The sequence below is a fragment of the Meishania litoralis genome (genome assembly GCF_042611095.1).
GTDB classification, from domain to species: Bacteria; Bacteroidota; Bacteroidia; order Flavobacteriales; family Flavobacteriaceae; genus Meishania; species Meishania litoralis.
The window spans coordinates 1424468-1450578 of record NZ_JBHFPV010000001.1 but is presented as its reverse complement, the minus strand read 5'-3'; the positions used below and the strand labels follow the sequence as shown (position 1 = coordinate 1450578).

Annotated in this window: 14 protein-coding genes and 1 tRNA gene; 7 read left to right on the top strand and 8 right to left on the bottom strand. The window is 43.3% G+C overall.

What is annotated here, in order from left to right; translation table 11 throughout:
* Window positions 1–72 precede the first annotated feature (72 nt).
* A complete protein-coding gene (locus ACEZ3G_RS06470) occupies window positions 73–1263 on the bottom strand; it encodes a C40 family peptidase (protein ID WP_432424630.1) in 1191 nt (396 codons plus the stop codon).
* A 180-nt stretch (window positions 1264–1443) separates the two neighbouring features.
* On the opposite strand from ACEZ3G_RS06470, the gene dcm reads away from it, so the two are divergent.
* The 4 genes from dcm (at window position 1444) to ACEZ3G_RS06450 (ending at window position 4626) form a co-directional block, all read left to right on the top strand.
* Entirely contained in the window at window positions 1444–2697 is a 1254-nt protein-coding gene (dcm, locus tag ACEZ3G_RS06465) for a DNA (cytosine-5-)-methyltransferase (protein WP_432424629.1), read from the top strand.
* Between the two features lie 13 nt (window positions 2698–2710).
* Window positions 2711–3331, top strand: coding sequence for a hypothetical protein (locus ACEZ3G_RS06460; RefSeq protein ID WP_432424628.1), 621 nt, complete (start codon window positions 2711–2713; stop codon window positions 3329–3331).
* 284 nt (window positions 3332–3615) lie between these two features.
* Window positions 3616–4191 carry a DUF1697 domain-containing protein gene (locus ACEZ3G_RS06455; protein ID WP_432424627.1) on the top strand — a complete coding sequence of 192 codons (576 nt, stop codon included), beginning with the start codon at window positions 3616–3618 and terminating at the stop codon, window positions 4189–4191.
* A 60-nt stretch (window positions 4192–4251) separates the two neighbouring features.
* The gene (locus ACEZ3G_RS06450) at window positions 4252–4626 is read left to right on the top strand and encodes a hypothetical protein (protein WP_432424626.1); all 375 of its coding nucleotides are present in this window, start codon (window positions 4252–4254) and stop codon (window positions 4624–4626) included.
* An 18-nt stretch (window positions 4627–4644) separates the two neighbouring features.
* Here the strand turns inward: ACEZ3G_RS06450 and ACEZ3G_RS06445 are convergent, their stop codons facing one another.
* From ACEZ3G_RS06445 to rpiB, 3 genes are read right to left on the bottom strand one after another with little or no spacing between them, the layout of a single operon-like run.
* The gene (locus tag ACEZ3G_RS06445; protein WP_432424625.1) at window positions 4645–5088 is read right to left on the bottom strand and encodes a GNAT family N-acetyltransferase; all 444 of its coding nucleotides are present in this window, start codon (window positions 5086–5088) and stop codon (window positions 4645–4647) included.
* Window positions 5088–6008, bottom strand: a complete 921-nt coding sequence (locus tag ACEZ3G_RS06440) for a cation diffusion facilitator family transporter (RefSeq protein ID WP_432424624.1) — start codon at window positions 6006–6008, stop codon at window positions 5088–5090. Before ACEZ3G_RS06440 ends, ACEZ3G_RS06445 begins: the two co-directional genes overlap by 1 nt.
* Complete coding sequence (gene rpiB, locus ACEZ3G_RS06435) at window positions 6008–6436, bottom strand: ribose 5-phosphate isomerase B (RefSeq protein WP_432424623.1); 429 nt, start codon at window positions 6434–6436, stop codon at window positions 6008–6010. Before rpiB ends, ACEZ3G_RS06440 begins: the two co-directional genes overlap by 1 nt.
* A 582-nt stretch (window positions 6437–7018) precedes the next feature.
* Here rpiB and rnr point away from each other — a divergent pair.
* Genes rnr through ACEZ3G_RS06420 form a run of 3 tightly spaced genes read left to right on the top strand, consistent with a single transcriptional unit; the run spans window position 7019 to window position 10680 of the window.
* Entirely contained in the window at window positions 7019–9205 is a 2187-nt protein-coding gene (gene rnr / locus ACEZ3G_RS06430) for a ribonuclease R (RefSeq protein WP_432424622.1), read from the top strand.
* 57 nt (window positions 9206–9262) lie between these two features.
* On the top strand, window positions 9263–9949 hold the full coding sequence (locus ACEZ3G_RS06425; RefSeq protein ID WP_432424621.1) for a head GIN domain-containing protein: 687 nt from the start codon (window positions 9263–9265) through the stop codon (window positions 9947–9949).
* A gap of 41 nt (window positions 9950–9990) precedes the next feature.
* On the top strand, window positions 9991–10680 hold the full coding sequence (locus ACEZ3G_RS06420) for a LysE family translocator (protein WP_432424620.1): 690 nt from the start codon (window positions 9991–9993) through the stop codon (window positions 10678–10680).
* 25 nt (window positions 10681–10705) lie between these two features.
* Here ACEZ3G_RS06420 and ACEZ3G_RS06415 read toward each other — a convergent pair.
* The 4 genes from ACEZ3G_RS06415 to ACEZ3G_RS06400 form a co-directional block, all read right to left on the bottom strand.
* Window positions 10706–10776, bottom strand: a tRNA-Cys gene (locus ACEZ3G_RS06415).
* Window positions 10777–10819: 43 nt separating this feature from the next.
* Entirely contained in the window at window positions 10820–11182 is a 363-nt protein-coding gene (gene folB / locus ACEZ3G_RS06410) for a dihydroneopterin aldolase (RefSeq protein WP_432424619.1), read from the bottom strand.
* 103 nt (window positions 11183–11285) lie between these two features.
* A complete protein-coding gene (locus ACEZ3G_RS06405) occupies window positions 11286–12248 on the bottom strand; it encodes a PorP/SprF family type IX secretion system membrane protein (protein ID WP_432424618.1) in 963 nt (320 codons plus the stop codon).
* Between the two features lie 18 nt (window positions 12249–12266).
* Window positions 12267–26108 (bottom strand): T9SS type B sorting domain-containing protein, encoded by a 13842-nt coding sequence (locus tag ACEZ3G_RS06400; RefSeq protein WP_432424617.1) that lies wholly within the window; start codon window positions 26106–26108, stop codon window positions 12267–12269.
* Window positions 26109–26111: the final 3 nt, after the last annotated feature.

The following is a 26111-nucleotide window of genomic DNA, read 5'->3' as shown; positions in this document are numbered from 1 at the left end:
AAATCGGAAGAATTCTAAAAAAATACTAAAACATCGTTTTTAAGTAAAAATCAACTTGACCAATTCTTTATTTTAGTCTTTGAACAAAGGTGTTCGTGTCAAATTGATCAGTGCCTCGTCTTCCTCTCTTAAAATCCTTTTGGTGCGCAGATAGCGATTGCGGTTCCATTCATCAAAATTTTCGGCCTTGGGGTCCATACTGCTGATCCGTACCATATTAGATGCATGGATGAATTCATTGTTGCCGATCCACATGCCCACATGGACCACTTTTTCATTCGTCGAATCGGTGGCCTTTGTTCCGAAAAAGAGTAAATCACCCTTTTTCAGGTTTTCAAAATCCATTATGGAATCGACGGACTGACCCGCATGTACCTGTTGGGAGGCATCTCTTGGTATGACCATTCCGTTCAAGAAATAGATGGTCTTTGTAAAACCGCTGCAGTCCATGCCTTTGGTTGAAGTACCGCCCCAAAGGTAGGGTACGCCCATCAAAGTTTCAGATGTGGCCACAAGGTCATCTACCGTTGGGGCAAGACCTTCAAGCCAGTGGTCATAATTTTCGGCCTCGTCTTTCATAACAAATGCCGTTCTTCCGTCAGGATATTTAACCTGAAAATAATTGTCCGAAATACCAGTGGTTTCCAAAATAGCGCCCGCCACCAAATCGGAGACAACTTGCTTATTATCTTTTTCTGCATACGAATGTCCATAGGTCTTGGTGTAAATAATCTTGTCGGTAGCCTGCCATCGCTCAAAATGCGATTTATCCATCAAGGTAATGCCACCATCATCGACCCAGGACAAATATTTATCCGGAGTTTGAATGTAATACCAACCGCCTTCTTTTTTTAGAACCTTTAAAGGGGTGCCCAAAGTGGCCTGTGTGGCCAATTCTGCCGAATGTTTGGGGTTGCTGCGCAAGTTGGCCACCGAAATATTGACTATTGCCTTTATATTTTCTCCCAAATCATGGGATGGCAAAAGTTGTATACTGTCAACAAAAGCGACATTTTTGGCGTACAATTGCTTCTTCAGCGCTTCGATAGCGTCTTGCATATCGCTTTCACCCCTCAAAATGTAACTATCGTTGTTCCTAATCGCTTCTACCTCGAACAATGCCACTCGTTTGTCGGGTGCAAACTGTGACCTTATGTTCGCTATCTCTTCCTCAAAAAGATTTTCCTCTTTAAGCTCGGTCTGGCACGAGACCATACAAAGAACGCCGCAAAGTAGAGTGTAAATGTGGCGTCTAATGTTCATAATCAATGGTTTTTGTAGTGGCTCGGGTAGGTTTAAATCACAACTATCGAGCAAAAATAAACATATTCATGATCTACACTCAGGTTCGCTGGATGTTAATACGGGAGATGCCGACCGTTTTGTCCATATATGCGGTTTTCCATTCCTTAATTTTAAGCTTTTTGATTAATTTCGTCCTGCATGAAGAAATTAAAGGTCATCGAACTTTTTGCAGGTGTCGGCGGGTTCCGACTGGGTCTTGAAAAGACCGGACATTACGAAGTGGTCTGGAGCAATCAGTGGGAACCTTCGACCAAGACCCAGCATGCCTCTCTGGTCTATGAGGCCCGATTCGGAAACAAAAATCATAACAATACCGATATTTCCGAGGTTCCGATCTCAGAAATTCCTGATGGCGATATTTTGGTCGGGGGGTTCCCTTGTCAGGATTATTCGGTTGCAACAACCTTGCAGAACTCAAAGGGATTGATCGGAAAAAAAGGGGTCTTATGGTGGAGCATCCATAGGATTCTATCCGAAAAGAAAAATCCTCCCAAATATCTTTTTCTCGAAAATGTCGATCGGCTCTTAAAATCGCCTTCGAACCAAAGGGGGCGCGATTTTGCCGTTATGCTCAAAAGTCTTGATGAATTGGGTTATGCCGTAGAATGGCGCGTTATCAATGCGGCCGATTATGGCATGCCGCAACGACGAAGACGTATTTTTTTCTTGGGCTACCACAAATCGACACCGATTTACAGTCATTTAAAAGGAGCTAATAAATCGGAATGGACGCATAACTCAGGAACCATCGCATCCGTTTTTTCGGTCGAAAAAGGGCATAAAAGCCCAAAAACCTTTAAAATCAAGGGTGACTTGGTCGAAATCTCATCAAATTTCAACGAAGAAGGCAAATTATCGCCTTTTGAAAATTCGGGTGTATGTATAGAGGGAGAAGTATCAACCATCAGGACTTTTCCAGATTATGATGGAAAAAGGACCGTTTTGGGCGATATTTTGCAAAATGGGGAAGTAACCGATGAATTCTTTATTCCACAAGAAGATTACCCAAAATGGGAATATTTAAAAGGGGCCAAAAAGGAGGTGCGTACGGCAAAAAACGGTTTTGAATACAATTACAGCGAGGGCGGAATGATTTTTCCCGATGCGCTGGACAACGCTTCGCGTACCGTTATCACCGGCGAGGGCGGCAAAAGTCCATCGCGCTTCAAACACGTCGTGCAAACCCAAAAAGGGCTACGCCGATTGACCCCGGTCGAATTGGAGCGTTTGAACATGTTTCCAGACAACCATACCAAATTGGAAGGCATCAGCGACACGAAAAGGGCTTTTTTTATGGGCAACGCATTAGTGGTGGGCGTAGTCGAGCGCATCGGAAGCGCATTGTATGAAAAAATACGGCAGGTTTCAACCAACCGGGGAATGAACAATTAGCCTATTCCAATCCGTGTCAACACAAAAAAAAAGTACATTTCAATCGGATCTAAAAAAAGAGCAAAGGCTTTCGAAATTACTTGACCGTTATTATGGCAAGCACCTTAAAAACTACCATTTTGAACGTATTGCCGACTTGACTCGGCAAATGAAAGGTATAGACCTAATTTTTACCCATAAAGCAACCGCTAAAACTTTTCTTGTCGATGAAAAAGCACAATTGGACTACGTTAACGAAGATCTGCCGACATTCGCTTTTGAACTGATCTACTACAAACATGGGGCGGTCAAGAAGGGATGGTTGTTCGACCAGACCAAAAAAACCGATTTCTATACGCTGGTAACCGCCATTTATACCGATGAACCGGATACGTTTACTTCATGCAAACTAACATTTGTCAATCGCGAAAAATTGATTTCTTTTCTTGGCTCAAGAAACATTTCAAGAAAATCTCTTGAATCAATAATCGCGTTAAATGAAGAAAACCATTCAAAGCTTAAATTGGAAACTTTACATCCTAAAAAAGAAGGATATCTATACTTTTCAAAACATAACAAGGCCGAAAAACCCGTAAATCTAGTTTTAAAACTAGATTTTTTAATCAAAAATGGAATGGCCAAGCGCTTCGTATAAGCACTTATACCAACTATCTGGTCTGTGATGGCCATATTCGTCATAGCCCCAATAAAATAGAATGTATTTCATCGATTCGATTTGTATTTTATGGTGTTTCCGTCTTGAAATCCGGGAAATATCACAGTATGAAACCGACCCATTGGTCAAATAATAAAATTTAGATTATGCGTCAATATTCTAAAAGGACCATATCGTGCTTCGACAATTTTATTATATTTCCATAGGTTGCCAATCGTGGCTTTATGCCACCACCTTAAAACCTAAAAATAAAAACTGTTGCAATGACCAAAAAAAACAGTCCGATCGAAAAAACAACCTATGTTGCCTTTCTTAGGGGCATTAATGTCGGAGGGCATCACAAGGTTCCAATGGCAGAACTCAAAAAGGAAATGACCAAGATGGGGTTCACCAATGTGGAGACACTTTTGAATTCGGGCAATGTCTTGTTCGATAGTGAAGAAAATCGTCTTATGGATTTGGAAAAAGGGATTTCGGATCGTCTTGAAAAAACTTTTGGCTTTCCCATACCCACTTTGATCAGAAATATCGATTTAATCCATGATTTATTAAATGAAGATCCATTCAAAAACATTGTAGTCACAAAAGATATTCGGCTGTATGTTTCGTTCTTGAATATCGATGTAAAAGACCCCACACCCTTGCCTTGGTCAAGTGAAGACGGTTCTTACGAGATATTGAGCCGACAAGACAAGACAGTTCTAAGTGTACTTGATGTTTCAAGATCAGGAACACCTCAAGCCATGCAGGCCCTGGAACTTTTTTATGGTAAGGATATAACGACCAGAAATTGGAATACCATTAAAAGAATTGAAAAGAAACTAGGGCCTCGAAGTTAATATGCTGTTAATCAAGGCAAAAAATTAGGATTTTTCTATATTTCTGTTATCTTGCCCTTTATGATAAAAATAGACAAGTCAGAAAATACGGATTTTTTAGAAAAATCTATCCAATATTTGGAAGCTACCGGTTTTGAGGATATCAAGGCCGACACGGACGGTTTTGAAAGTCCGAAATCATACATTAGAAAAGAAACGGGCAATAAGATCACCCCTGATATCACCGCCACCAAGAACGGAAGGAAGTATTTCTTTGAAATCGGCCTGAAAACGGAGAAGCCTAGATTATTAAAGTCAAAATGGCTTTTTTTGGACACTTTGAGCCGAATGAACTCAGGTATTTTTCGAATTATTACGACCAAAGGGCATTATAGGTTTACCGATACCATGTTGGAAGATATCAACTTGACGAACAAAACGCCCATCAAGATATAATTCAAAGGTTGTTGCCTTTTATTTTTTGACCATCCCGATATGGGGTATACCATCTTCGAGATACTCTTCACCGATTTGTTCAAAACCAAGGCTATTGTAAAATTTCTGTAGATAGCATTGCGCCGATAAATGGATTGTAGTCGTATGAAAAAGGTTTTCAACCGCCTTTATCGATGCGGCCATTATCTCTCTACCATAACCGTACTGGCGCTCATTGGCCTTTACCACTACCCTGCCTATACTGGCTTCACTAAAATAGTCGCCGGGTTTAAAAACACGCGTGTACGCGACTACTGTGTTTTTCTTGAAGCCGATTACGTGTAGTGCCAGAACGTCCTTGTCGTCTAAATCTTGATAGACGCAGTTCTGTTCGACAACAAAGACCTCGCTGCGCAGCCGTAAAATAGCGTATAACTCTTTCGGTGTTAAATCCTCAAATTTTTTAATGTCGATTTTCAGCATTAATCTTGGACTATTATTTGTTTGCTATCGCATTTTCCAAACTCAGGTTGTATGTTGACATGGTTGATTCCGTGATGATGATAGAGTTCTTCTTCTATTTCTTCCAAAATAATGTCAAATTCAGAAAGTTTGATGTCGTTCACAAAATCGATATGCGCCTCAAGATGTACCTCATCTTCATTTAGCTGCCAAATATGTACATGGTGCACGTTTTTTACGGCTTTAATCTTCTTGATGGCATCGACAATGTCTCTAACCTCTATAGATCCCGGTGTAAACAACATCAATACCCGGGTAGAATCACGCAAGAGGGCCCAACCCATATATATTAGGTACAGGGCAATGGCCAATGTCAATAACGGATCTACCCAAAACCATTGAAAATATTTCATCAACAACCCACCGATCAAAACGGCCACCGAGGCCATCATATCGGTCAGCAAGTGTAAATAGGCCGATTTCATGTTCATGTTGCTTTCTGAATCTTTCTTTAGTAACAGTACACTAAATCCGTTTGCCACGATACCTAATAGAGATAGCCAAATTACAAGATCGGATTCTATTTCCTCGGGGGCCAAAAACCTTTCTATTGCCTCTTTGATCAAAATTATCGCTACGATGATCAAGGTTGACGAATTGACAAAAGCCGCTATTATTTCAGCTCTTTTATAACCAAAGGTCTTATTGGCCGAAGCCTCTTTTCTTGAAAGTATCGTGGCGATGTAACTAATGATAAGTGAAAGTACGTCGCTGAAATTGTGTAATGCATCCGAGAGTAATGAAAGGCTTCCCGAAATGATACCTCCCACAACTTGTGATACGGTAATCAAAAGATTCAGAAAAATGGAAATGACCAGATTTCTTCCTTTAAGGTCGGCATGTGAATGATGATGGTTCGAATGTGCGTGATGGTGCCCCATTAACAGGGTATTTTTTCAATCCTCCTCTCGTGGCGACCGCCCTCAAATTCAGTATTCAAAAAGACTTTTACCATCTCCAAGGCCTGGGGAAGAGAAATAAAACGTGCGGGCAGACTTAAAATGTTGGCATCGTTATGTTCTCTGCCCAAGGCCACTATTTCTTTGTTCCAACAGAGGGCACACCTTATTTTTTGGTGCTTGTTGGCGGTCATGGAAGCACCGTTGCCGCTTCCGCAAATAATGATTCCATAATCGGCTTTTCCCTCCTCTACCTCACGTGCCACGGGATGCACAAAATCAGGATAGTCAACACTATCGGTACCATCGGTACCATAATTACCAACGTCTATTTGCATAGATTTCAACAGCCCGATGATCGCGAGTTTATAGGCTGTTCCCGCATGGTCGTTTCCTATGGCTATTCTCATAAAAAAATGTATTTGTGAGTATTACAAATGTACGATAGATATGTGTACAGCACAAAAAGAACCCAAGCCCAACAAATTAGATACCGCCTTACCCAAAAAGATTGTTCATAGATCGATAAAAAAAAATAAAACTTTAATTTGGAATTCAACAAACCTTAGTGTTATATAAAACTCGCTTTACATAAGGTAATTTATTTGCAATAAAATAAAACAAAGATATCAAAACACCACTCTTTGAAATTAACAACAAAAGAACATTTACTTATTACACAAAATCTGTTGATATAGGTTATCAAGATAAGTTGATAATAATTCTAAAACCTTGATTATTAAAAGAATTTTGGGCAGATAAATTGTCAATAAAGTATCAATGTGGTTGAAAGCAAGTTTTTGATGAAATTTTTATACCTAATTTCAACAAACTATCATCATCATCATTTTTATTTTTAAATCTTTAAATAATAAAATAATATATAATTAAATGTTCATAACTTCTCTTGGATAGGTATATGGTTGGAAATGTCTTTTGAATATCGCTTATGGATTATAATTCGTAATTTTCGGCGCAAACCATGAGAATTGATGTCGAAGAAGAAAAAAGCAATAAACCATAGAAAAAATGAAATTACCAAAGGTATTTTTACCGTACTGGAAAAAAATCCTAAAAAAAGCTTCAACTACAAACAAATTGCGTCACAAATAGGAATCAATGATGCTCACGACAGAAATTTGTTGATAAAGAGACTGGTACAGTTAAAAGAAAAAAAACGCATTATAGAAGAAACACGCGGTAGTTACAAAGCTTTGGCGCCCACGAAAAAATACCATACCGGAACCGTTGACATCACCGGTCGCGGTAATGCCTATATAATCATAGAAGGGTTTGACGATGACGTGTTCGTACCTTTTAACAAACTTAAAAAGGCCTTTCACAAAGATACTGTAGAGGTATATGTTTTTCCGAAAAGGAATTCTAAAAAACTTGAAGGAGAGATTACCAAGGTAATCGCAAGAAACAAGACTAGCTTTGTGGGCATTGTGGATCTGCAGCCCAATTTTGCATTTGTCCGGCCTACCGACTTCAAGATGTACACAGATATTTTTATTCCCAAAGATAAGATAGGAAAAGCAAAAAATGGAGATAAAGTATTGGTCGATATACTAGAGTGGCCCGATGATAGAGATTCCCCAATAGGTGAAATTAACGAGATACTTGGAAAACCGGGTGAGCATAATACCGAAATCCATTCGATTTTGGCCGAATACGGCCTGCCTTATGAATTTCCCGTAGAAGTGGAACGTTTTGCCGATTCGATCGATACAAGTATAAAATCAGAAGAAATTGCGAAACGTAGGGACATGCGCAACGAACTGACCTTCACCATCGACCCTAAAGATGCGAAGGATTTTGATGACGCCCTTTCGTTCAAGATTTTGGAGAACGGCAATTACGAGATAGGTATACATATCGCAGATGTATCACATTACGTACAAGAAGATACAATTTTAGACGAAGAGGCCTATGATAGGGCCACTTCGGTATATCTTGTAGACAGGGTCGTTCCCATGTTGCCCGAGGTGTTGTCGAACAATGTATGTTCATTGAGGCCCAATGAGGAAAAATATACTTTTTCGGCCATTTTTGAATTGGATGGTAAAGCACAACTAAAGAACCAGTGGTTCGGGCGAACGGTGATCGACTCCAATGAACGTTTTGCCTATGAGGAGGCGCAATATATTATAGAGAACAAGAATGGAAATATTCCTAGTGATATTTCCATTCGAGGTAATGCCTATTCGGTTTCGAAAGAAATCGTAGAAGCTACCTTGACCTTGGACAAACTTGCAAAGCTGATGCGTAAAAAAAGAATGGAAATGGGTGCCATTTCGTTCGACAAGGTAGAGGTAAGATTTAATTTAAACGAAGACAACGAGCCCGAGGGGGTCTATTTTAAAGAATCAAAAGATGCCAATAAACTTATAGAGGAGTTTATGTTGCTTGCCAATAGAAAGGTTGCCGAATACATTGGTAAACAGAAACCTACCAAGACTTTTGTGTATCGGGTTCATGACGAACCCGATGAAGATAAGCTTATGGCCCTGAATGGAGTTATTTCAAGATTTGGCCACAAACTTATATTTAAGGATAAAAAGTCCATCAGCGAATCGCTAAACAAGCTCCTCGAAGATGTCAAGGGCCAAAAAGAACAGAATCTTGTCGATACTTTGGCCATTCGAAGTATGAGCAAGGCCATTTACACGACCCAGAATATTGGCCACTATGGTTTGGCATTTGACTATTATAGCCATTTCACCTCTCCGATACGTAGATATCCTGATGTAATGACCCATCGTTTGTTACAACATTATCTCGATGGTGGTAAATCTCCCAAGGCTGAGGTCTACGAAGATAAATGTAAACATTCCTCAGATATGGAATATTTGGCGGCAAGTGCTGAACGCGATTCGATCAAGTACATGCAGATCAAGTTTATGCAAGATCATCAAGATCAAGAGTTTTTAGGTGTAATTTCCGGGGTTACCGAATGGGGCATGTACGTTGAGATAATCGAGAACAAATGTGAGGGAATGGTCAGGATCAGGGATATCAAGGGCGATTATTATATCTTTGATGAAAAGAAATACGCCATTATCGGTGAACGCACGCGTAAAACCTATACCCTCGGAGACGAGGTGGTGGTCATGGTAAAAAACACCGATTTGATAAAAAGACATTTAGACTTTGCCTTGATCGGAAAGAACGAATGATTTGATTTTTTGGAATGAAGTTTGTTTAAGGAGGGTGGCAACCTACTAAAAACTGATATGATACAAAAAATAGGAATACTCATTGTGTTGTTAGGTAGCTTTCAGCTGGCATATATGCAAGAGGAAAGAATTTCAAAAGACCTGGACTCCTTCAAAGAAATCAAGGCCTTTGATGGCCTTTCGGTAAAGCTGATAAGGTCAGACGTCAACAAAGCAATAATAACAGGTACCAATACCGATAAGGTAGCCATAGTCAACAATGATGGTGTCTTGAAATTGCGTATGCAGATCGACAAAATTTTCAGTGGGTATAAGACTTTTGTCGAAGTTTATTATACCGACGACATCATCATCATAGACGTCAATGAGGATGCCAGAATTTCATCTGAAGACAGTATTAGGCAAGATATACTCGAACTAAAGGCGCAAGAAGGCGGTGAATTGGAGATTAATGCCGAGGTAGACCAAATGTTGATAAAATCTGTAACAGGCGGAACAATCAAAACCTCTGGAACCTCGAACCTTCAAGATGTTGCCATCAATACAGGCGGAGTGTATGAAGGAAAGGCCTTTGAGACCAAATTTTCTACGGTCAACGTAAATGCTGGATCTCGGGCGGAAATTTTTGCTTCTGACTATGTAAAGGCAACGGTCAAGGCCGGTGGTGAGGTGTTGGTATACGGAGACCCTGCTAAAATGGATGAAAAAACTGTATTTGGGGGTAAAATCACAAGAATGCACTAAGTAGACATCAATCAAAATAAAAATATAGTAAACGACCCTTTATGTGGGAAGATATTCAGGCAGCGATTCCTTTGGGCTTTTTTTTAAGCTTCATGATCGGCCCTGTATTTTTTGTACTTCTCGAAACAAGTGCCATAAAAGGTTTCAGGGCGGCCCTGGTTTTTGATTTAGGTGTGATTTTGGCCGACATTCTTTTCATTACTGTAGCGTATTTCAGTAGCTTTCAATTATTGGAAAATTTAAGCAATCAACCCGGACTCTATGTTTTCGGGGGTGTCATATTATTGGTTTATGGCATTACCACTATAGTGAAAAAGTCAGTCAAAGTAAAAGTGGCCAAGGGAGCTGAAAAAACAGCGGTAAAAGTTAACAAGGGATATCCCGGACTTTTCTTAAAGGGTTTTTTGCTGAATTTCATAAATATTGGAGTACTGGTGTTTTGGCTTGGTGTTATCATTGTAGTAGGGCCTAGTCTCGATAATGAGTCGAACCGGATCATAACTTTTTTTACCACAATGATTATTGCCTACTTTGTTACCGATCTTCTTAAAATACTGTTGGCAAAACAGCTCAAGAGAAAACTTACCATTGACCGAATTCGTTTGATAAAAAAAGGTTTAGGGGTTATCTTGGTAATCTGCGGAATCGTTCTTATTATTAAAGGATTTCTTCCAAAGGACCGCTTCAATATTGAAAAAGGTATTGAGCGGATCGAACATATACGGGAATAAAAAAACCCCTTAAAAAGGGGTTTTGAGGCATCGAGCGGATTCGAACCGCTGTACAAGCTTTTGCAGAGCTGTGCCTAGCCACTCGGCCACGATGCCGTATTAAGCTGCAAAGGTAATCGGTTTTTGAATATTGAAAAATTTAAGCCGTTCTTTTTTCTTTAAGACTCACGGTCACCATTTCAACGTCACCATCGATAGGCGGATTTATTTTCGAGACCGAAACTTTAGCTCGCATGACTTCGGAAAGTTCACAAAAAATACGGTCAAGAATTCTCTTGGCCACATGTTCCAGGAGTTTTGAAGGAATTTTCATTTCCTCCTTAACCAAACGGTTTATATGTACATAATCTACTGTATGCGCCAAGTCATCGCTATGCGAAGCCTTTTTTAGATCGCAATGCAGTAATACATCAACACGGTAATCGCTTCCGACAATCGACTCTTCCTTCAGGCAACCATGATAGGCATAAACCCGAATATTTTCCAATTTTATCTTTCCCAAAATGAAATATGTTTATACAAACTTACTCCAAATCATTGTTTAAATGGAAGATGGTTTAAGCGCATGATAGCACAAAGGGACTTAAATTTTTTTAAACAAGTTTCTAATACGTACACCTACAATTACTGATTCCCTGGAAAAGATCAACACCAATGGTCACGACGTGGGTACCTGTACTATAGCCCAAAATCTCGTTCAAAATGATCTGGTACGAATAACCGAAATAAAAGTTGCTCTTTTTTAAACCGGCGATTGGTGCTATATAGTGCGGTTGAAAAACCTGATTATGATCTAATAAAAAACGATAGTTGGCCCCGATATAATAGTAATCCTCAAATTCATAGAACCTGAATTTTACGGCAAGGTCGGTTTCCGATCGCCCATCACTTTCAAAGATTTTATATAACAGTGAAGGTTCGATTTCAAGTTTGCTATTCTTATTTTTTGTATAGCGATACCCTGTATAAAGATAGTAGTTTCTTAATTCGTTAGGTTCGTCAACATCAAAGGTCAAATTACGCGGATCCTTGTTGATGAGGTTCGAGGCGTTAAGGCTGAAATAAAATTTATCATAGCGATATAGGGCCCCGACATCAAAGTTGTGGTTGGTGGTCTGACGATTGTTAACAATGCCGCCATCAGGAAAAGTTATTAAATCAAACTCGGCAATATCGATACGAAACTGGTTAAAGTTGTACGAAAGTCCGAAAGAAAGAAATTCGTCTTCATACCTATCTAGGGTAAGGTGGTGGGCAAAAGAGATTCTGGCACCTTGTTGTTTGGTATACCCGTTACTGTCGTTGTACAGAAAAAGACCAATCCCTGATTTCTCGCCCAATCGCATGTCGGCGGCCAAAGATTGCGTACGTGGCGCATCTTTGATTCCGACCCATTGGGCCAGACCGTTCAACCTGATTTTTATGTGGTCTCCTATACCGGCATAGGTCGGAGACAACACGAAAGGGTTGTCGGCCAAGTACTGTGAAAGCTGTGGCGAGTTAAGCTCTTGGCCCCAAGAAAAGGAGACATAAGCCATAAGTGCAAGAGCCGGAACTATTTTTCGCATGCTTTTCAGGTTAAGTTTTTAACGATATAGGGTAAAATGTCCTACGAACTCGCGATTGTCCTCCTCACCGTTCATTTTGATAACGTACCAATAATCACCAGTTGGCAATTCATTTTCATGATATTTACCATCCCAACCACGTGGATCGGCATAAGAAATCTCATCGACTACCCTACCATAACGATCATAAATTTTTATTAGTATCTCAGGGAAAGCCTCAAGATTTTTTGGCAACCAGGTGTCATTTTCCGCATCGCCATTGGGCGAGAAGAAATTAGGGATTTCAATATCTACAAATTCCATATAAATTGAAGAAATTGCTTCACATCCATTGGCATCAACAACCCTTACGGTATATGTGTCCGTTCTTCTGATCCTGTACGTATTGTCCGCGCCATTATCAACATCGTCAAAATAGAACGTGTAAGGCTCAAGACCTCCGGTGGCAACTGCGGTAATCTCATTCAGGTTTCGTTGTTCCAATGACAAGGTCAATGGTTCAAAACCTTCAATGGAGAAAGGAACCGTAATCACGCAGCCATTACTATGCGCTATCGCGATATAATGGTCGCCGGGAGAAATATCCCTAAAATCAGGATTCAACTGCATATCGGCCGCGTCTGTTGAATCCAGCGCATACAATACATCACCTATTACGGATGGATCTTCGAGGGTTATGTTGACATAATTGCTAGGGGCATCTCCCGTACACTCATAGACAGGCTCTACCGTAGCATTCAGATTTACCCCGGGGTCGACCTCAACGACCATATTGGTAGTACATCCATTGGCATCCCTGACAAAAACAACGTAGCTGCCAGCGGATAAATCGGTGAAATCAACTCGATCTTGAACGTAATCTGCATCTGCATTAGAATTCAAAGCCGTACTATAAGGTGCCGTACCCCCAGAGATGGTCAAGGCAATTGTGCCGTCTTCGTTTCCAGCACAGATTTCAGGCGTTGAAGTTGCGTTAACCTCAACCTGGGTTGGAGCCCCAATCGTTACTTCAATATATTCAAAACAACCATTTTGATCTTGGGCAATGATTCCGTAATCCCCAGGCGCCAGTTCATCAAAGACATTTTCCGTGTCAAACTGATCCAGATTTGGCGAGATAGAATAAATGTAACCTCCGGCCCCACCTGATGGGGTAATGGTAATGCTTCCGTTTTCATCGTCAACACAAAGCACATCCTCCACGACTACATCGAACACCAAAGGTTCGGGTTCTGTAATAATGACTTCCTGTGGCGCTGTTGTACAATCTTCACTGGTAACGTTTACCCAATAGGTTCCTGCCGTAAGTCCGCTGAACTCTCCCAAACTTTGGGGCCCGGCTATGCGATTTGCAGCGGTTACGCTATTCTCGTACAATTCGAACATATAATTGCCCAGACCGCCAGTGGCACTTGCGTATATAACAGCAGTGGCATCACCGTTACAGTTTATGAACGCAGCAGTTTGGTCGACCGTTAACACCAATGGATCAATGGGATCTTCGGTTATGGCGTTTGAAACTACCGCGTCACAACCGTTTGCGGCATCCCTTACATAATATTGGTGGGTTCCGGCGCCCAAGGTACCCGTTTCGGGCAATGGCATAGGATTGCTTGTCATCGCGAACCAAGTTATATTATCAGGACTATACTCATAGATTCCGCTGCCGCCTGTTGCGGTCAATTCGAATTCTACGCCTGTGGCACAGGTCAATGGATCGGTACGAACCAAGGATGCAGTCACCTCTAAAGGCTCTCTAACAACGACCAAGTTCGTTTCAAAATCACAGTTCCATCCATCGGTAATCGTAATACTGTAGATTCCCGTACCAAGATTGTTAAAGTCCGGACTTAGTTGTTCGCCCGTACTGTAATCAAGTGTAGCACCAATGGTATTATAAGGATCGTTTTGATCAGCAGGGTCATAATAGTTCAATATGTATTCATATGAGCCGCTACCATTTATTACGTTTACCGCCGAAACGGTTGCCGTTGTTTCTCCATAACAGGCCAAGTCGGTCTGTAATGGAATGGCATTTCCTGAAACCGGGGTTGGCATTACAAACAAATTAGGATAAGGTGTGCTTATCGGGCATCCTTGGGCATCGACAACATCAACGGTATAATCACCCGCCGAAAGACCTGTAAACACCCAGGCATTTACATCGTTCACCGTTGGATACACCTGACCTGTAGTCGTATTGGTCAAAGTGATGTCGTATGGCGAATAACCACCATTTGGAACGACTGAAAGTTCGCCCATATTATTATCACAGGTAACATCGGCCAATGGCGTTGATGTCTCTGTCAAGGGCATGTCGGGTGAAATAATGGTAATGATGTTGGTGTCATCCGAGCACAAGGTGCTTGCAGGGTCTGTTTCGGCAACGGTTACATAGTAGTTGCCCCCATCCAAAGAGCCTATAACCGTAGTGAAAGGATCACTGATTGCATTTCCGGAACCGGTTTGAACACTAGCTCCGGCCTGTGTAAAGACTTCATAGTCAAAAGTGCCCGTATATCCTGTAATGGTCAATTCTAGTGAACCATTGCCATCGTTAAAACATACCACAGGATCTACTGCAACGGCGGTCACTTCGATCAAATCATAAGGTTCGACCTCATAGGTGGTCTGTACATAACAACCGGTGGCATCATCGGTAATCCTAAACGTATAGGTACCCACTTCGGTCAGCTCAAAAGTCGCCGTATTACCTGCAGTAGCCGTTTGTGTACCATTTGGATTGCCCAATGGCAATAACTCATAGGTGTATGTATGTGGATTTCCATCATCGGTGACCGTTATCAACACTTCTTCTCGCCCATTGACACAAGTTATTGCGTCTGACAATGTTGTGTTGGCCACAAAGGTGTTTAATGGGTCTATTACCTGTGTGGGGATTGCATACGTACATCCGTTTGCATCACGGATTACTATGTCATAGTTTCCGGCCGAGGTAACCGAATGTGTAAATATAGTTCCGCCAGTCGGCAAGAATGCACTTCCATTGACACTATAGAAGTAGTCGGGCGTTCCGTCCGTAATGGTAACTTCTATGGTTGCCGATTGCTGTGTATTGTTGATATCACAGGCAAAAGGAACAACATCGGTAATGGCCGCTGTTAAAACATTGGGCTCGTTGATAGTCACTTGATCGGTCGCTATACAGCCCCTGTTCGACGTGACCGTAATATCCCAAACGCCTGCGGTTAGTCCGGTAAATAGCGCATCGCCCTGCGTGAAAGTAGATATGCCATCCGTTATTTCAAAGGTATAAGGCGGATTGTCATTTACTCCAACAGCAGCAGGTTCCATATTGATGGTGATCGAACCATCGGAAGCTCCAAAACAACTTACGTCGGTTTTGTCGGTTGCCAACAAGGTGACAGGAGTCGGTTCTTCCAAAGATATTGGGGCATCGGCAAAACAATTTGGGCTACCCAGGGTATTATCGGTAATCCGTACGATATAGTCACCAAAGGCGACCCCATTGAATTGGTTCCCTGTTGGCGCAATACCTGTTGCCGTAAAATCAGTATACAAAAGCTCTGCCGTATAAGACCCGGAACCTCCATTAGTGGTAAATGCTATAACACCATCGTTAGCCGCACATGTAGGCTGTGTTAAGACAATGGCACTGGCTGTCAACTCGGGTTCTATAGTAATGTTTTCAATTTCCCCACAGCCGTTTGCATCGCGAATCTCTATGGAATGGGCTCCCGCATTCAATCCGGAATAGGTATAAGGGAAGCTTGCAATGCTTTGGAAGGCGGCACCGTCTATACTCATGGTGTATGGTGCGACACCTATATTCACTGCATCCAACGAAACGGTAACACCAAAATTTCCTTCGTCGGCACATTCATCGTCAATGGCCAAGGTTATGTCAGGAGATGTGTCGGTGTCAACGGTAATCGCCAAAGGAGCGGCAATTATACACCCATTGGCATCGCGTACATATATATCCCAGTTCAAACTGGTCGTCGGATCAAGTTCAACGGTATTGTCGAATGGGAAACTGCCCGGAACGCCACTACCGCTGATTGAAGCACCATAGGTATATGGTCCGGTACCACCAGAGGCCTGAACCGTTATAATGGCGTTCGACATATTACAATTCGCATTGACATTGCTTATTAATTGCAAGGCCAAAGGCTCTGGCCCGTCAATGGTAACTGTGTTCGATGTATCGTTACATTCGGGGAATGCCGTTTCGATAATTTGAACGGAATAAGTACCTGCAGTAAGTGTCGTCGAGACATTAAAGACATATGGATCCGAAGTTGCATTGTCGGAATCTAGCGTTCCACCGATAGGTGCACCGGTGCTGTCCAATACTTGATAGTCGAACGTTCCGGTATATCCTGTAATGGTTACCTGAATCACACCATCGGAACTATCGCTACAAGTGGCATCTGTAACTACCGTTGCCGTAACGTCGATCAAATTATACGGGGCAATAGTATGCTCAACGGTGACCGAACAGTTGGTGACCGTATCCAACACTTCGTAATAATAGGTGCCGGGTTGGGTCAAGACAATATTCGTAGGATCTGCAACAGGGTTACCACCGGGCAGTTCCGAATAGGTATATGTTCCTGAGCCATTGGAGGCAACGATTTCGATTATTTCTTGACCATTGCTACAGTCGATTGCCTGTACCAGGTTGATTGTTGCGGTGACCTCCTGTCTAATCGGAATGGGAACTACGACGGCATCGGTACAAAGGTTTGCATCTTTGACAACAACATTGACATCTGGCGAACCGAAAGGTACCTCATAAGTATTACTTGGCTGATAGTTTGCGCCACCATCGAAACTATAGACATAAGGCCCAGTTCCGGAAGGATTTCCGAATGTATCATTGTTGATGGATACGGTAATCGTACTTGCGGCATCGTCACAACTAAATGCAGAGGCCGAGGCCGAAACATCCAATTCTGTTGGTTCGTTGATGTCTATAGACTTGGTGTCTTCACACCCCTTGTCGGAAATCACGGTTACGTTATACGTTCCTTGAGCCAGCCCGTTAAACACATTCGAAGGTTGGGTCGTGGTACCTCCGTCAAGACTGTACAGGTATGGAATATCTATATTCCCTGCATCAAGGCTTACGGTTATCGTTCCGTCGCTTCCACCGAAACAACTTACATCGGTAGCCGCCAAGGTAAATGTAGGAATTGCGGGCGCAGGTAATGTGATTGTGACCTGTTCTGTACAATTCGTCGTAGTGTCCGTTACTTCGAAGGTATAGGCTACGGAGTGCGTTAATCCTGCGAAAATACCAGTTGCGTTCGTCGGCCCGGCAGGTGAAATCTGTTCGTATGAATAGTTTCCTGAACCGCCACTCGCCGTTACGGTTACCTCACCTGAGTTTGCGGGATCGCAATTTTCATCGGCAGTAATATTGGCAATCACACCAATTGGAGCATAAATTGTTATGTTTTCGACCTCTCCACATCCGTTGGCATCAAAGATTTCAATCGTATGTGCTCCAGAACTTAAGTTCGATATGGTAACAACGTCTCCTGCATTTATTAGACCTGCCGCGGCTTGAGGAGCCGATCCATCAACGCTTATTGCATAGGGCGCGATTCCTTCGACGTCAAGTGTAATATCTACATTAAAACCTCCTTCATCGGCCGTACATTGGTCAACGGAAACAGCGCTTATTTCAGGGGATGGATCTGTTGGAACGGTCACATCGTCGAACTGGATGCAATTATTCGCATCTTTGACATAGACCCTATAATCGCCCCCCTCGACATTAAAGACGTTGGCCGTGCTACCAGACCAGGTCGAGGCAGTAGGCGCCGGGTCAGTGGTCAATGCAATTTGATATTGATAGGGAGCTGTACCGAATTGACCGATGGCCGATACCTGCCCCGCGTTTATGTTACAATTATCATTTTTTTCCAACGAAGCTGTAACTTGTAATAGGTTTGTAGATTCGGTAATGGTGAATTGTGATGAAGCTACCGTACAACCTCCATAGAGCCCGCCGTTTTCCGTAAACAAGATGTAGTAAACCCCGTAAGGTAGAGGCCCTAGATTGTTGACGGTTACTCCTGTTCCAACAGCAGGAGGGTTTACACTGGAAGAACCAGTGATCCCCGCAGAGATATTGGACTGCGAATTGAATATTTCGTAAGATACACTTGTAGCGCCACTATCGTAATTATCGAAAGTAAAACTAACATTTCCATCTGCGCTTCCGGTACACGTAATATTATTGACCGCATCTAAAGTTGAGGTCAGGTTCGAAGGTGAATCGATCGGAGCAGCCGCTGTTTCGAAATAATAACAATCGGTGGTATTGTCATGAACCACGAAAGTATAGGTGATGCCCGGTGTGAGTCCTGTAAAGGTACGGGTTGGCCCATTCGCAACATCCGGCGGATAATAAGTTGATGCATAAGGCACGCCAAAACTGTCCAAGATTCCAAATTCGTAATCCGTACCTAAGATCGCCGTAGTAACGGTGACAATGGCCGTACCACCAACGGCGCAATTGGCCGTAGCTGTTGAGACGTCTATATCGAGATCATCTGGAGGCGAAGCAATGATATTGGTGGTTCTAAGCGAACACCCATTGGCATCGATAACATCGACTTCATAAATACCAAATTCAAGTATTGCGAATGTATGGTCCTCTCCTCCTCCGGTTGTTGTGTAAGCGTCTGAATGTCCATTGTTTCCAGTAAGGTAATAGGTATATTCTGCGGTACCACCGACTAGATTTTCAACCGTAATAGACCCTGGGACCGTGCCAGATGCTGTATCACAGGTAATGGGCACTAGATTGATGTCGTAGGCGATGGCATCGGGCTCCGAAATGACAATGACCTCCATGTCCGTACATGATTTGGCATCGGTAACCGTTACCTCATAGGTGCCAGCGGGCAGCCCGGAAGTTTGGGTTCCATAATTTGTTGAGGTCGTGGTGTTGACAACGGAAATTGTAAATGGGGCCACTCCTTGCGTATTGTCAAGATTGACCTGAATCGAAGCGCCAGCATCACCATTACACAATATATCGGTGGTTTGAACCAAGGAAGTGATATCTGGCATAGTGATTGGCTCAACGATAGCTTGAGTGATGACCGTACAATTTCGATTATCCGTGATTCTAAAATGATAGGTGCCTGCAACCGGTGTTGAATATGAGAAACTGTTTCCAGCTATAGGGGTAGTCGCCGACCAAGTTGTTCCTCCATCGGCACTTACCTCATAAGTTGCATAAGGAGTATACCCATTCGAAATGGTAACGTCGATAATAGCATCGGGAGATACAGAACAGTCCAAAGATTTTGTCAAAACTGCCGAAGCACTTAATTGAGGTTCGATGGTCTCGCTTAGAACGTTCGATACGCAACCGTAGGCGTCGGTAACTTGAATGTCATAGCTTCCGGGAATCAGGTTTGAGATGGTGAACGGATTTCCAATTGCCGTTGTCAACCCTCCCCCATTTATTCTGTATGAATATGGGGCCACACCATCAGTAACATTGATGGTCAAAGACGCTTGATTTGAATTGTCATAACAAAAATCGGAAGCCGCATCCAAAGCAATGGTCGGTGCCTGTGCAGGGTCTATTGTTATAGGCTTGTCCAAAACACACCCCCCGGAATCACGAACATAGACAGTATAGGTTCCTGAGGGAACATTAGCAAATAAATTGCTCGATTGATACGGGTACACAATAGCTGGCCCAATCGTATTTTCCAATTGGTATTCATAGCTTCCCCATCCGCCTGTTGAAGTAACCGTTATGGTGGAGTTCTCTGTACAGGTTACAGGAGTGTTGGCAAATGTAAAATCGAGTGCAACTGGAGGATTACTGATGGTTGTCACCGTTGTTGCACTACAATTTGTCGAATCATCTGTAACCGTTACCGTATAGGTGTCGGCGGCTAGACCCGTAACGGCAATGGCCGTGGTCAAATTGATATTGTTCTGTGATTGTACAACTACGGCTGAACCATTCTCAACAGTATAGCTATAAGTCGACGCAAAATCACTTACGGTAAAAGAAAACGCGCCATCAGAATAACCAAAACAGCTAACATTATTGGTAAGTTGCGATATTACCTCGACTTGGGGAATATCGGCTACGGTGTAATTTTCCTGAATCACACAGCCTTTTGCGTCAGTTACCTGTAAGGTATATGTTCCTGGGGACAATGCCGTAAAGACATTGTTGTTCCCGTTGTTTACGGCGCTGCCCAATGGGGCGATAATTTCATAAGTAAAGGGCGCCGTGCCATCGGTTACTGTTACGGTCACGTCGGCAACAATGGCCGGGCAGACAGGAGAAGTCTGCGCGAACGATAAATCGGTCGGGGGATCTAAAGGATCAACTACGATAGCCGGAGTCTCTTCAACGCAACCATTGGCATCACGTACCGTTATCGTGTATGAGCCCGCGGTGATTCCTGTATTGAAAGTATCGGAGGCTTGAAAGTTCACGCCATCGATACTGAACATGTAACCCGGGGTGCCGCCTGAATAATTTATGACTTGAAGTATTGCCGAGGTATTATCACAACGATAATCAGTAACAATATCGATTGTTCCTGGATTTAATACCAGAGGAGCGGTCAATGTAACATCATTGGTGAACACACAGCCCTTCGCATCCGTTACGGTATAGCTATAAGTGCCTGCAATAAGGCCGGTATATGCCGTTTGGGCCGAGGGCGCACTTCCGTCAAAAATGATTTGGTATGGTGGCAGCCCTCCTGAAATCTGCAATTCAACGACACCATCAGCGCTGGTACTACAAAGCGGATTTGTCACTGTTTCAAGCACCGTTGGAGGACTATTGTCCGTAATCACGATTTGATTGGTAGTAATAGTACAACTTTCACTATCCGTAATTACAAATTCATATGTTCCGGCCGTGGTGGTCAAGTAGGAGAAAGGAATACTCGGAACAGCCGTACTTGGCTGAACGGAAGCCCCGTCTCTATAAACCTCATAGGTGAACGTGGGATTTCCCCCGGAAATATTGATGCTTATTTCGGCATCTGGAGTGGCGGAGCAATCCAAATCTTTAATCAAAGTGGCCGACGCCGTCAAGGTCGGAAAGACATCGATACTGGCCGTATCGGAACAATTCTTACTGTCGATTACTTCGATCGTATAGCTACCAGGCCCGAGTCCTGTGAAATCTGTATTGGACTGGTAGGGGCCACCGTTCAACCGATATTGAAAAGGGGCTTCGCCCCCGGAGGTAACATTTGCGGTCAATATCAGACCTGTTGTGCTATCGTAACATAGGCTGTTGGCCGTAACTTCCAATACTGGAGCAACAGCAGGTGTCAATGCAAAAGTTTGGGTAACCTCGCATCCTCCAGCATCTCTTACAGTTACTGTATAATCTCCTGTGGTATCGGTCAGTCCGGTAAATGAATTTGTAGGTTGAGGACCAACTATTCCACCTGCCGGATCTTCCAGTTCGTATTCATATCCTCCCCAACCATCAGCAGCGGTAATAACCACGGATCCAGGAACGGTTCCGCTGGTCGAACATGTTATATCGGTAACATCAAGGTCTGCGATTAGAAGTGTTGCTGGTGGTGCGGCTACAGTTACAAACGTGGTGGCCGTACAATTTGTATCGTTATCGGTAACGGTAATGGTGTATGTTCCTGCGGCAAGGGAAGAAAATGGCAAGGATGCCGATGCTTCGGTTGTTCCCGAGAAAGCCGCTGGCCCCGTAATAATATAATCGTATGTAGACGCAAAATTGGCGACGTTGAAGGTAATCGCGCCATTTGATAGCCCAAAACAGGTTATGTTATTGTCGAGCTGACCGTTGACGGTTATCGGCGTAATTGGATCAATGGTATGGTCACGTACTAATATACAACCCTTATCATCGGTAACCCTAAAAGTATATGTGCCAGGGGCCAATCCGACAAAAGTTGCATTATTGCCATTGTTTGTTGCGTCGCCCACTGGGGCAATAATCTCGTATGTAAAGGGGGCATTACCATCGGTCACATTAACCGTAACATCTGACGTAGGTGAATCACAGGTGATGGGAGCTGCGGCAAAGACCAAGTCGCTTGGTTCGTTTCTTGGGTCAATGGTAATCGGGCCAGCAAGAAATGTACAATTGTTGGCATCCCTAACGGTAATGTTATAGGTGCCATCGGTCAAGTTTTCAAATCGATGGGCATTGGGCGTGGTATCAGGAATGAAGTTGACACCGTCAATACTATAGGCATAAGGTGCCGTACCACCTGTTACGTTCTGCGCCTCAATAATACCGTCTTGGGTACAGGTATAGTCTTGAACCAAAACCGCCTGGGCATCAAGCGCGTTTGTTGGGGCCGAAACGGTATGATACTCGAAATAATCACATGAAGCACTACCCTTTCGTTGGTTGATTACAATGGCGTAATCTCCTGAAGGCAGACCAGGAAAGTATCCAGATGCGTTTGTGGCCAGTGCATCGGCATAGTCATAATCGTTTTCGTCGAAGGTTGCGGCATCAAATAGGTAATATGTTAGTTGGTATCCGTTATCATCTACGAGGTTGAACTGAATGACACCCGTCGAATCGCCAAAACAGAGTACATCGATTACCGACGTGGGATCAAATTCAGCGGCTGGTCTGAACTCGATGGTAACGGTGTTCGAAATCGCATAACAGTTGTTTCTATCAACAACAACAAAGCTATAGTCTCCGGGACTTAGAATATCAAAAATTTGACTGGTTTGATACTCTGAAGCAGGAATGTCGCCGAACGACGGGTATGAAGTAACGGTAATGCCGTTATTATCCACATAGGACCAAATGGCGTAAGTGTGCGGGGTTTTTCCACCACCGGAATCCATGAGGATATTTCCTTCCTTACAGGTAATATGTTGGGAAACCCTAGCTTCAAGATAGAGATCATTTTCATCAACTATGGTTACCTGTTCAATATGCTCGCAACCATCAGCCGTTCGGGCAATGGCAATGTAATCTCCAGGATTTAGATCGGTAAATGTAAAGTTATTGTCGGGCTGGGCGGTTTCATTGTCAACCAAAGTTCCTTGCCCTCCGTTTGAACCGTCGTCAAGACGGATTTCATACTCATAATCGGGATCGGCATTGTTAATTCTAAGGTTAATGGAACCCATGCCCGTACATCCGGCATTGGTGACGTTTACTTCATAGGTGACGTCTCTTTCCAATATGCCAATATCGGGTGTGCTGAAAATACAAGAGCCAGCAATGGGGTCACCATTGTTGTCCAATTGAACCACTTCTACCCTGTAATCACCGTTTTCGCCTGCTGCAAAATCAAAGCTTTTGGTAGGGCCAAAGGGCAGAATTACGGTGCCCGTATCGGCATCGACCAACCTGTAGGCATAACCGCTTCCTAGGTTTGTAACCGTAATATTTCCAGGGGTTGTACAAACAATGTCCTTTTTGTTGTATTGAATGTCAAGCGTGTTCTGAAATACGTTGAAATAGAATCGGTTGTTGCACCCATTTTGATAGGTTACCGACAATCGATATTTTCCTGGGCTGTCAACATTAAAATTGTTTCCTGTTCCCACCGAACCCCACGTACATGTCAAATTCTTGTTGGCACAATCGTCGCCCGTGGGTGCGCAACTCGACTCATCAAGCTTTTCCCACGTGATGCTTTGGGCATCTAGAATATTGACCTGTAAGAGTCTACTATCATTTAGACCACAAAGGAATAGCTTGGGTAAAAAATCATTGTCAATACTACACTGTACGATTTCGCCCGCCAAATCATTCGTGGGGTCGGCATCACTGTTTACAGTATTGTAGTAATCTATAATCGGATTGGTTATCGTGCCGGACCCATAGGCCACGACATCGATGATTTCCTTAAAGCCCTTACAAGGGTCTGCCACGATTTTATCAACGATATAGGTGCCGACCTGATTGACCGTCATGGTACTGGGGTCGTTATCGGGGTCGCCATCCGTTATTGTGGTATCTGACGCATCAAAAATGCCGTTGTTATTATCATCGCGCTTCCATACGTAGGCATCAAAATTATCGCCGGCATCTAAGACGACATCGCTTCCGCAAAGTTCGACGGTACGTCTGAAATTACAATCGGAGAGGTCGTCCAAAAGGAAATTGGTCGCCCCCGGCACTACAAAACCACAAGCATTAAAATCGGTTACACTGGGGTCGTCGCTAATTTTGTTATTGTTCTCAACCCCTGCATAGGTCGAGTAAGCCAGGTTTTGAATTAAATCAGAGCAAGCGTCTATAAAATCAAAGCAGTTTTCGGCGACCCGAACACGCATCCTAATGGAATAGATGGGGTCTTGTGCGTTGACATAATTGTCCGGTATAAAGAATGTTACCGTTCTTGTTGCCGGATCAAAGGAATGGGTAACTCCGGCAGGAGCCACAATACTTGATTCATCCAAGGTGACGTTTATCGGCAAAACATCGCGAATGGTGTACATCGGACTATCGCCCGGTTGATAGTCTGGATTGCTGGGATCGATACCTGTGGCATCATCATTACCTATGTTTTGAAAAGACAATACATAATCTAGATTTTGTCCTAGGTTTACTCCTTGCCCCGTAATGTCGTTTCCGCCGATGTCCTCTACTCTTTTTTCGAGCACGATATTGGGCTCGATAATCTCGATATTGAACGAGTTGAAAAACGGATAGTATTGATCTCCGTTGGTGCGAAATTCGAAAGTAGCGGCGGTCTCATCGTTCGGGATAACCGAGTTGCCCGGATTGGACATTTGGAACATATCGGTATCATAGCCCAACGTATTGGTACTGTTGGGATTTCTGTTTGTCGTTATTACCCCGTCCAGTGTAATATCACTGTTGAAGAAGTTATTGCTATCGAGCCCCCCTGATTGCTCCTGAACAGTGGTAAAACTTGCATTGGAAGCCGCACGAATACGCATAAAGTCTCCGTTGATTGAAAAATCGCCTTCCAGGGTTGCGGCCCCGATGTCGGCATTTACCGGGCCAGAAGGTATAGTGATAAAGTTCGAGTAGTTGATAGGCACCACATTGGTGCCGCGAACCCATGCAAAACCGTCATAAGTGGTTATCAATCGACCGACCATGGTCGGGTTTTCATAAACGATGACCAGGGTCCAGCCACCAGCCGAACCACCTTGCCCGGTCAGGGCGCCTTGAGTCGCCCTAATATTGGCCACGGTATAGTCTCCCTGTGGATCCGCCAGAGGCGTAATCAAGTCTGTAACATCGGCGTAGAACGCATAAGGGCTGTTGGCCCGCATAGCAGGGTCGGCGCTGAAAAAACCATCATATAGCAACTCTCCGGTGATATCTACGTAGCTGCCACCGGGCACCTTAAACTTTACCTGGTTATTGTCGGTCTGTCTTCCTTGGCCAACGGGAATGGTGTTGGCTTGCGTAGTGGATCCGTTAGCGGTTGCACTTGGGTAGGTGGCCGACCAATAGAGGCCTGCATATCGTATCAGGCTGCAACTTGGGTCGGTAAAGGTAAAGGTAGAGGTGCTTGAACTAAATGTGGAAGCGTCGTTATCGACATCGATATAACGCATGTCTTTATAGTCGTTATAGTTCCAGTATCCGCCAGTTTCTGTATTGTAATAGTCTGGGGGTCGCTGCCAACGGGGCACCCTTACGTTTTGGTTGTTATAGGGCGTGTTTGGACCAATGGACGGGTCTTCGGCACGGTTTATAATGTTGTTGCCAATAAAGGTAAGATCTCCTCTAAGGTTGTTCTGATACCTAAAGCTATCCCCTGAGGGATAGGTTCGCGTAAATGATGTAAATTCCTGTGAAAGGCCGATTAAAGAAAACAACAGGGCACTGACCAGAAAGAATTTTTTACTGGTAAAGTTATTCATTGG

Bases quoted from the DNA above. Each gene is read 5' to 3' on its own strand.
- ACEZ3G_RS06470 (WP_432424630.1), bottom strand. From the start codon at position 1,263: ATGAACATTAGACGCCACATTTACACTCTACTTTGCGGCGTTCTTTGT.
- dcm (WP_432424629.1), top strand. From the start codon at position 1,444: ATGAAGAAATTAAAGGTCATCGAACTTTTTGCAGGTGTCGGCGGGTTC.
- ACEZ3G_RS06455 (WP_432424627.1), top strand. From the start codon at position 3,616: ATGACCAAAAAAAACAGTCCGATCGAAAAAACAACCTATGTTGCCTTT.
- ACEZ3G_RS06450 (WP_432424626.1), top strand. From the start codon at position 4,252: ATGATAAAAATAGACAAGTCAGAAAATACGGATTTTTTAGAAAAATCT.
- ACEZ3G_RS06445 (WP_432424625.1), bottom strand. From the start codon at position 5,088: ATGCTGAAAATCGACATTAAAAAATTTGAGGATTTAACACCGAAAGAG.
- ACEZ3G_RS06440 (WP_432424624.1), bottom strand. From the start codon at position 6,008: ATGGGGCACCATCACGCACATTCGAACCATCATCATTCACATGCCGAC.
- rpiB (WP_432424623.1), bottom strand. From the start codon at position 6,436: ATGAGAATAGCCATAGGAAACGACCATGCGGGAACAGCCTATAAACTC.
- rnr (WP_432424622.1), top strand. From the start codon at position 7,019: ATGTCGAAGAAGAAAAAAGCAATAAACCATAGAAAAAATGAAATTACC.
- ACEZ3G_RS06425 (WP_432424621.1), top strand. From the start codon at position 9,263: ATGATACAAAAAATAGGAATACTCATTGTGTTGTTAGGTAGCTTTCAG.
- ACEZ3G_RS06420 (WP_432424620.1), top strand. From the start codon at position 9,991: ATGTGGGAAGATATTCAGGCAGCGATTCCTTTGGGCTTTTTTTTAAGC.
- ACEZ3G_RS06405 (WP_432424618.1), bottom strand. From the start codon at position 12,248: ATGCGAAAAATAGTTCCGGCTCTTGCACTTATGGCTTATGTCTCCTTT.
- ACEZ3G_RS06400 (WP_432424617.1), bottom strand. From the start codon at position 26,108: ATGAATAACTTTACCAGTAAAAAATTCTTTCTGGTCAGTGCCCTGTTG.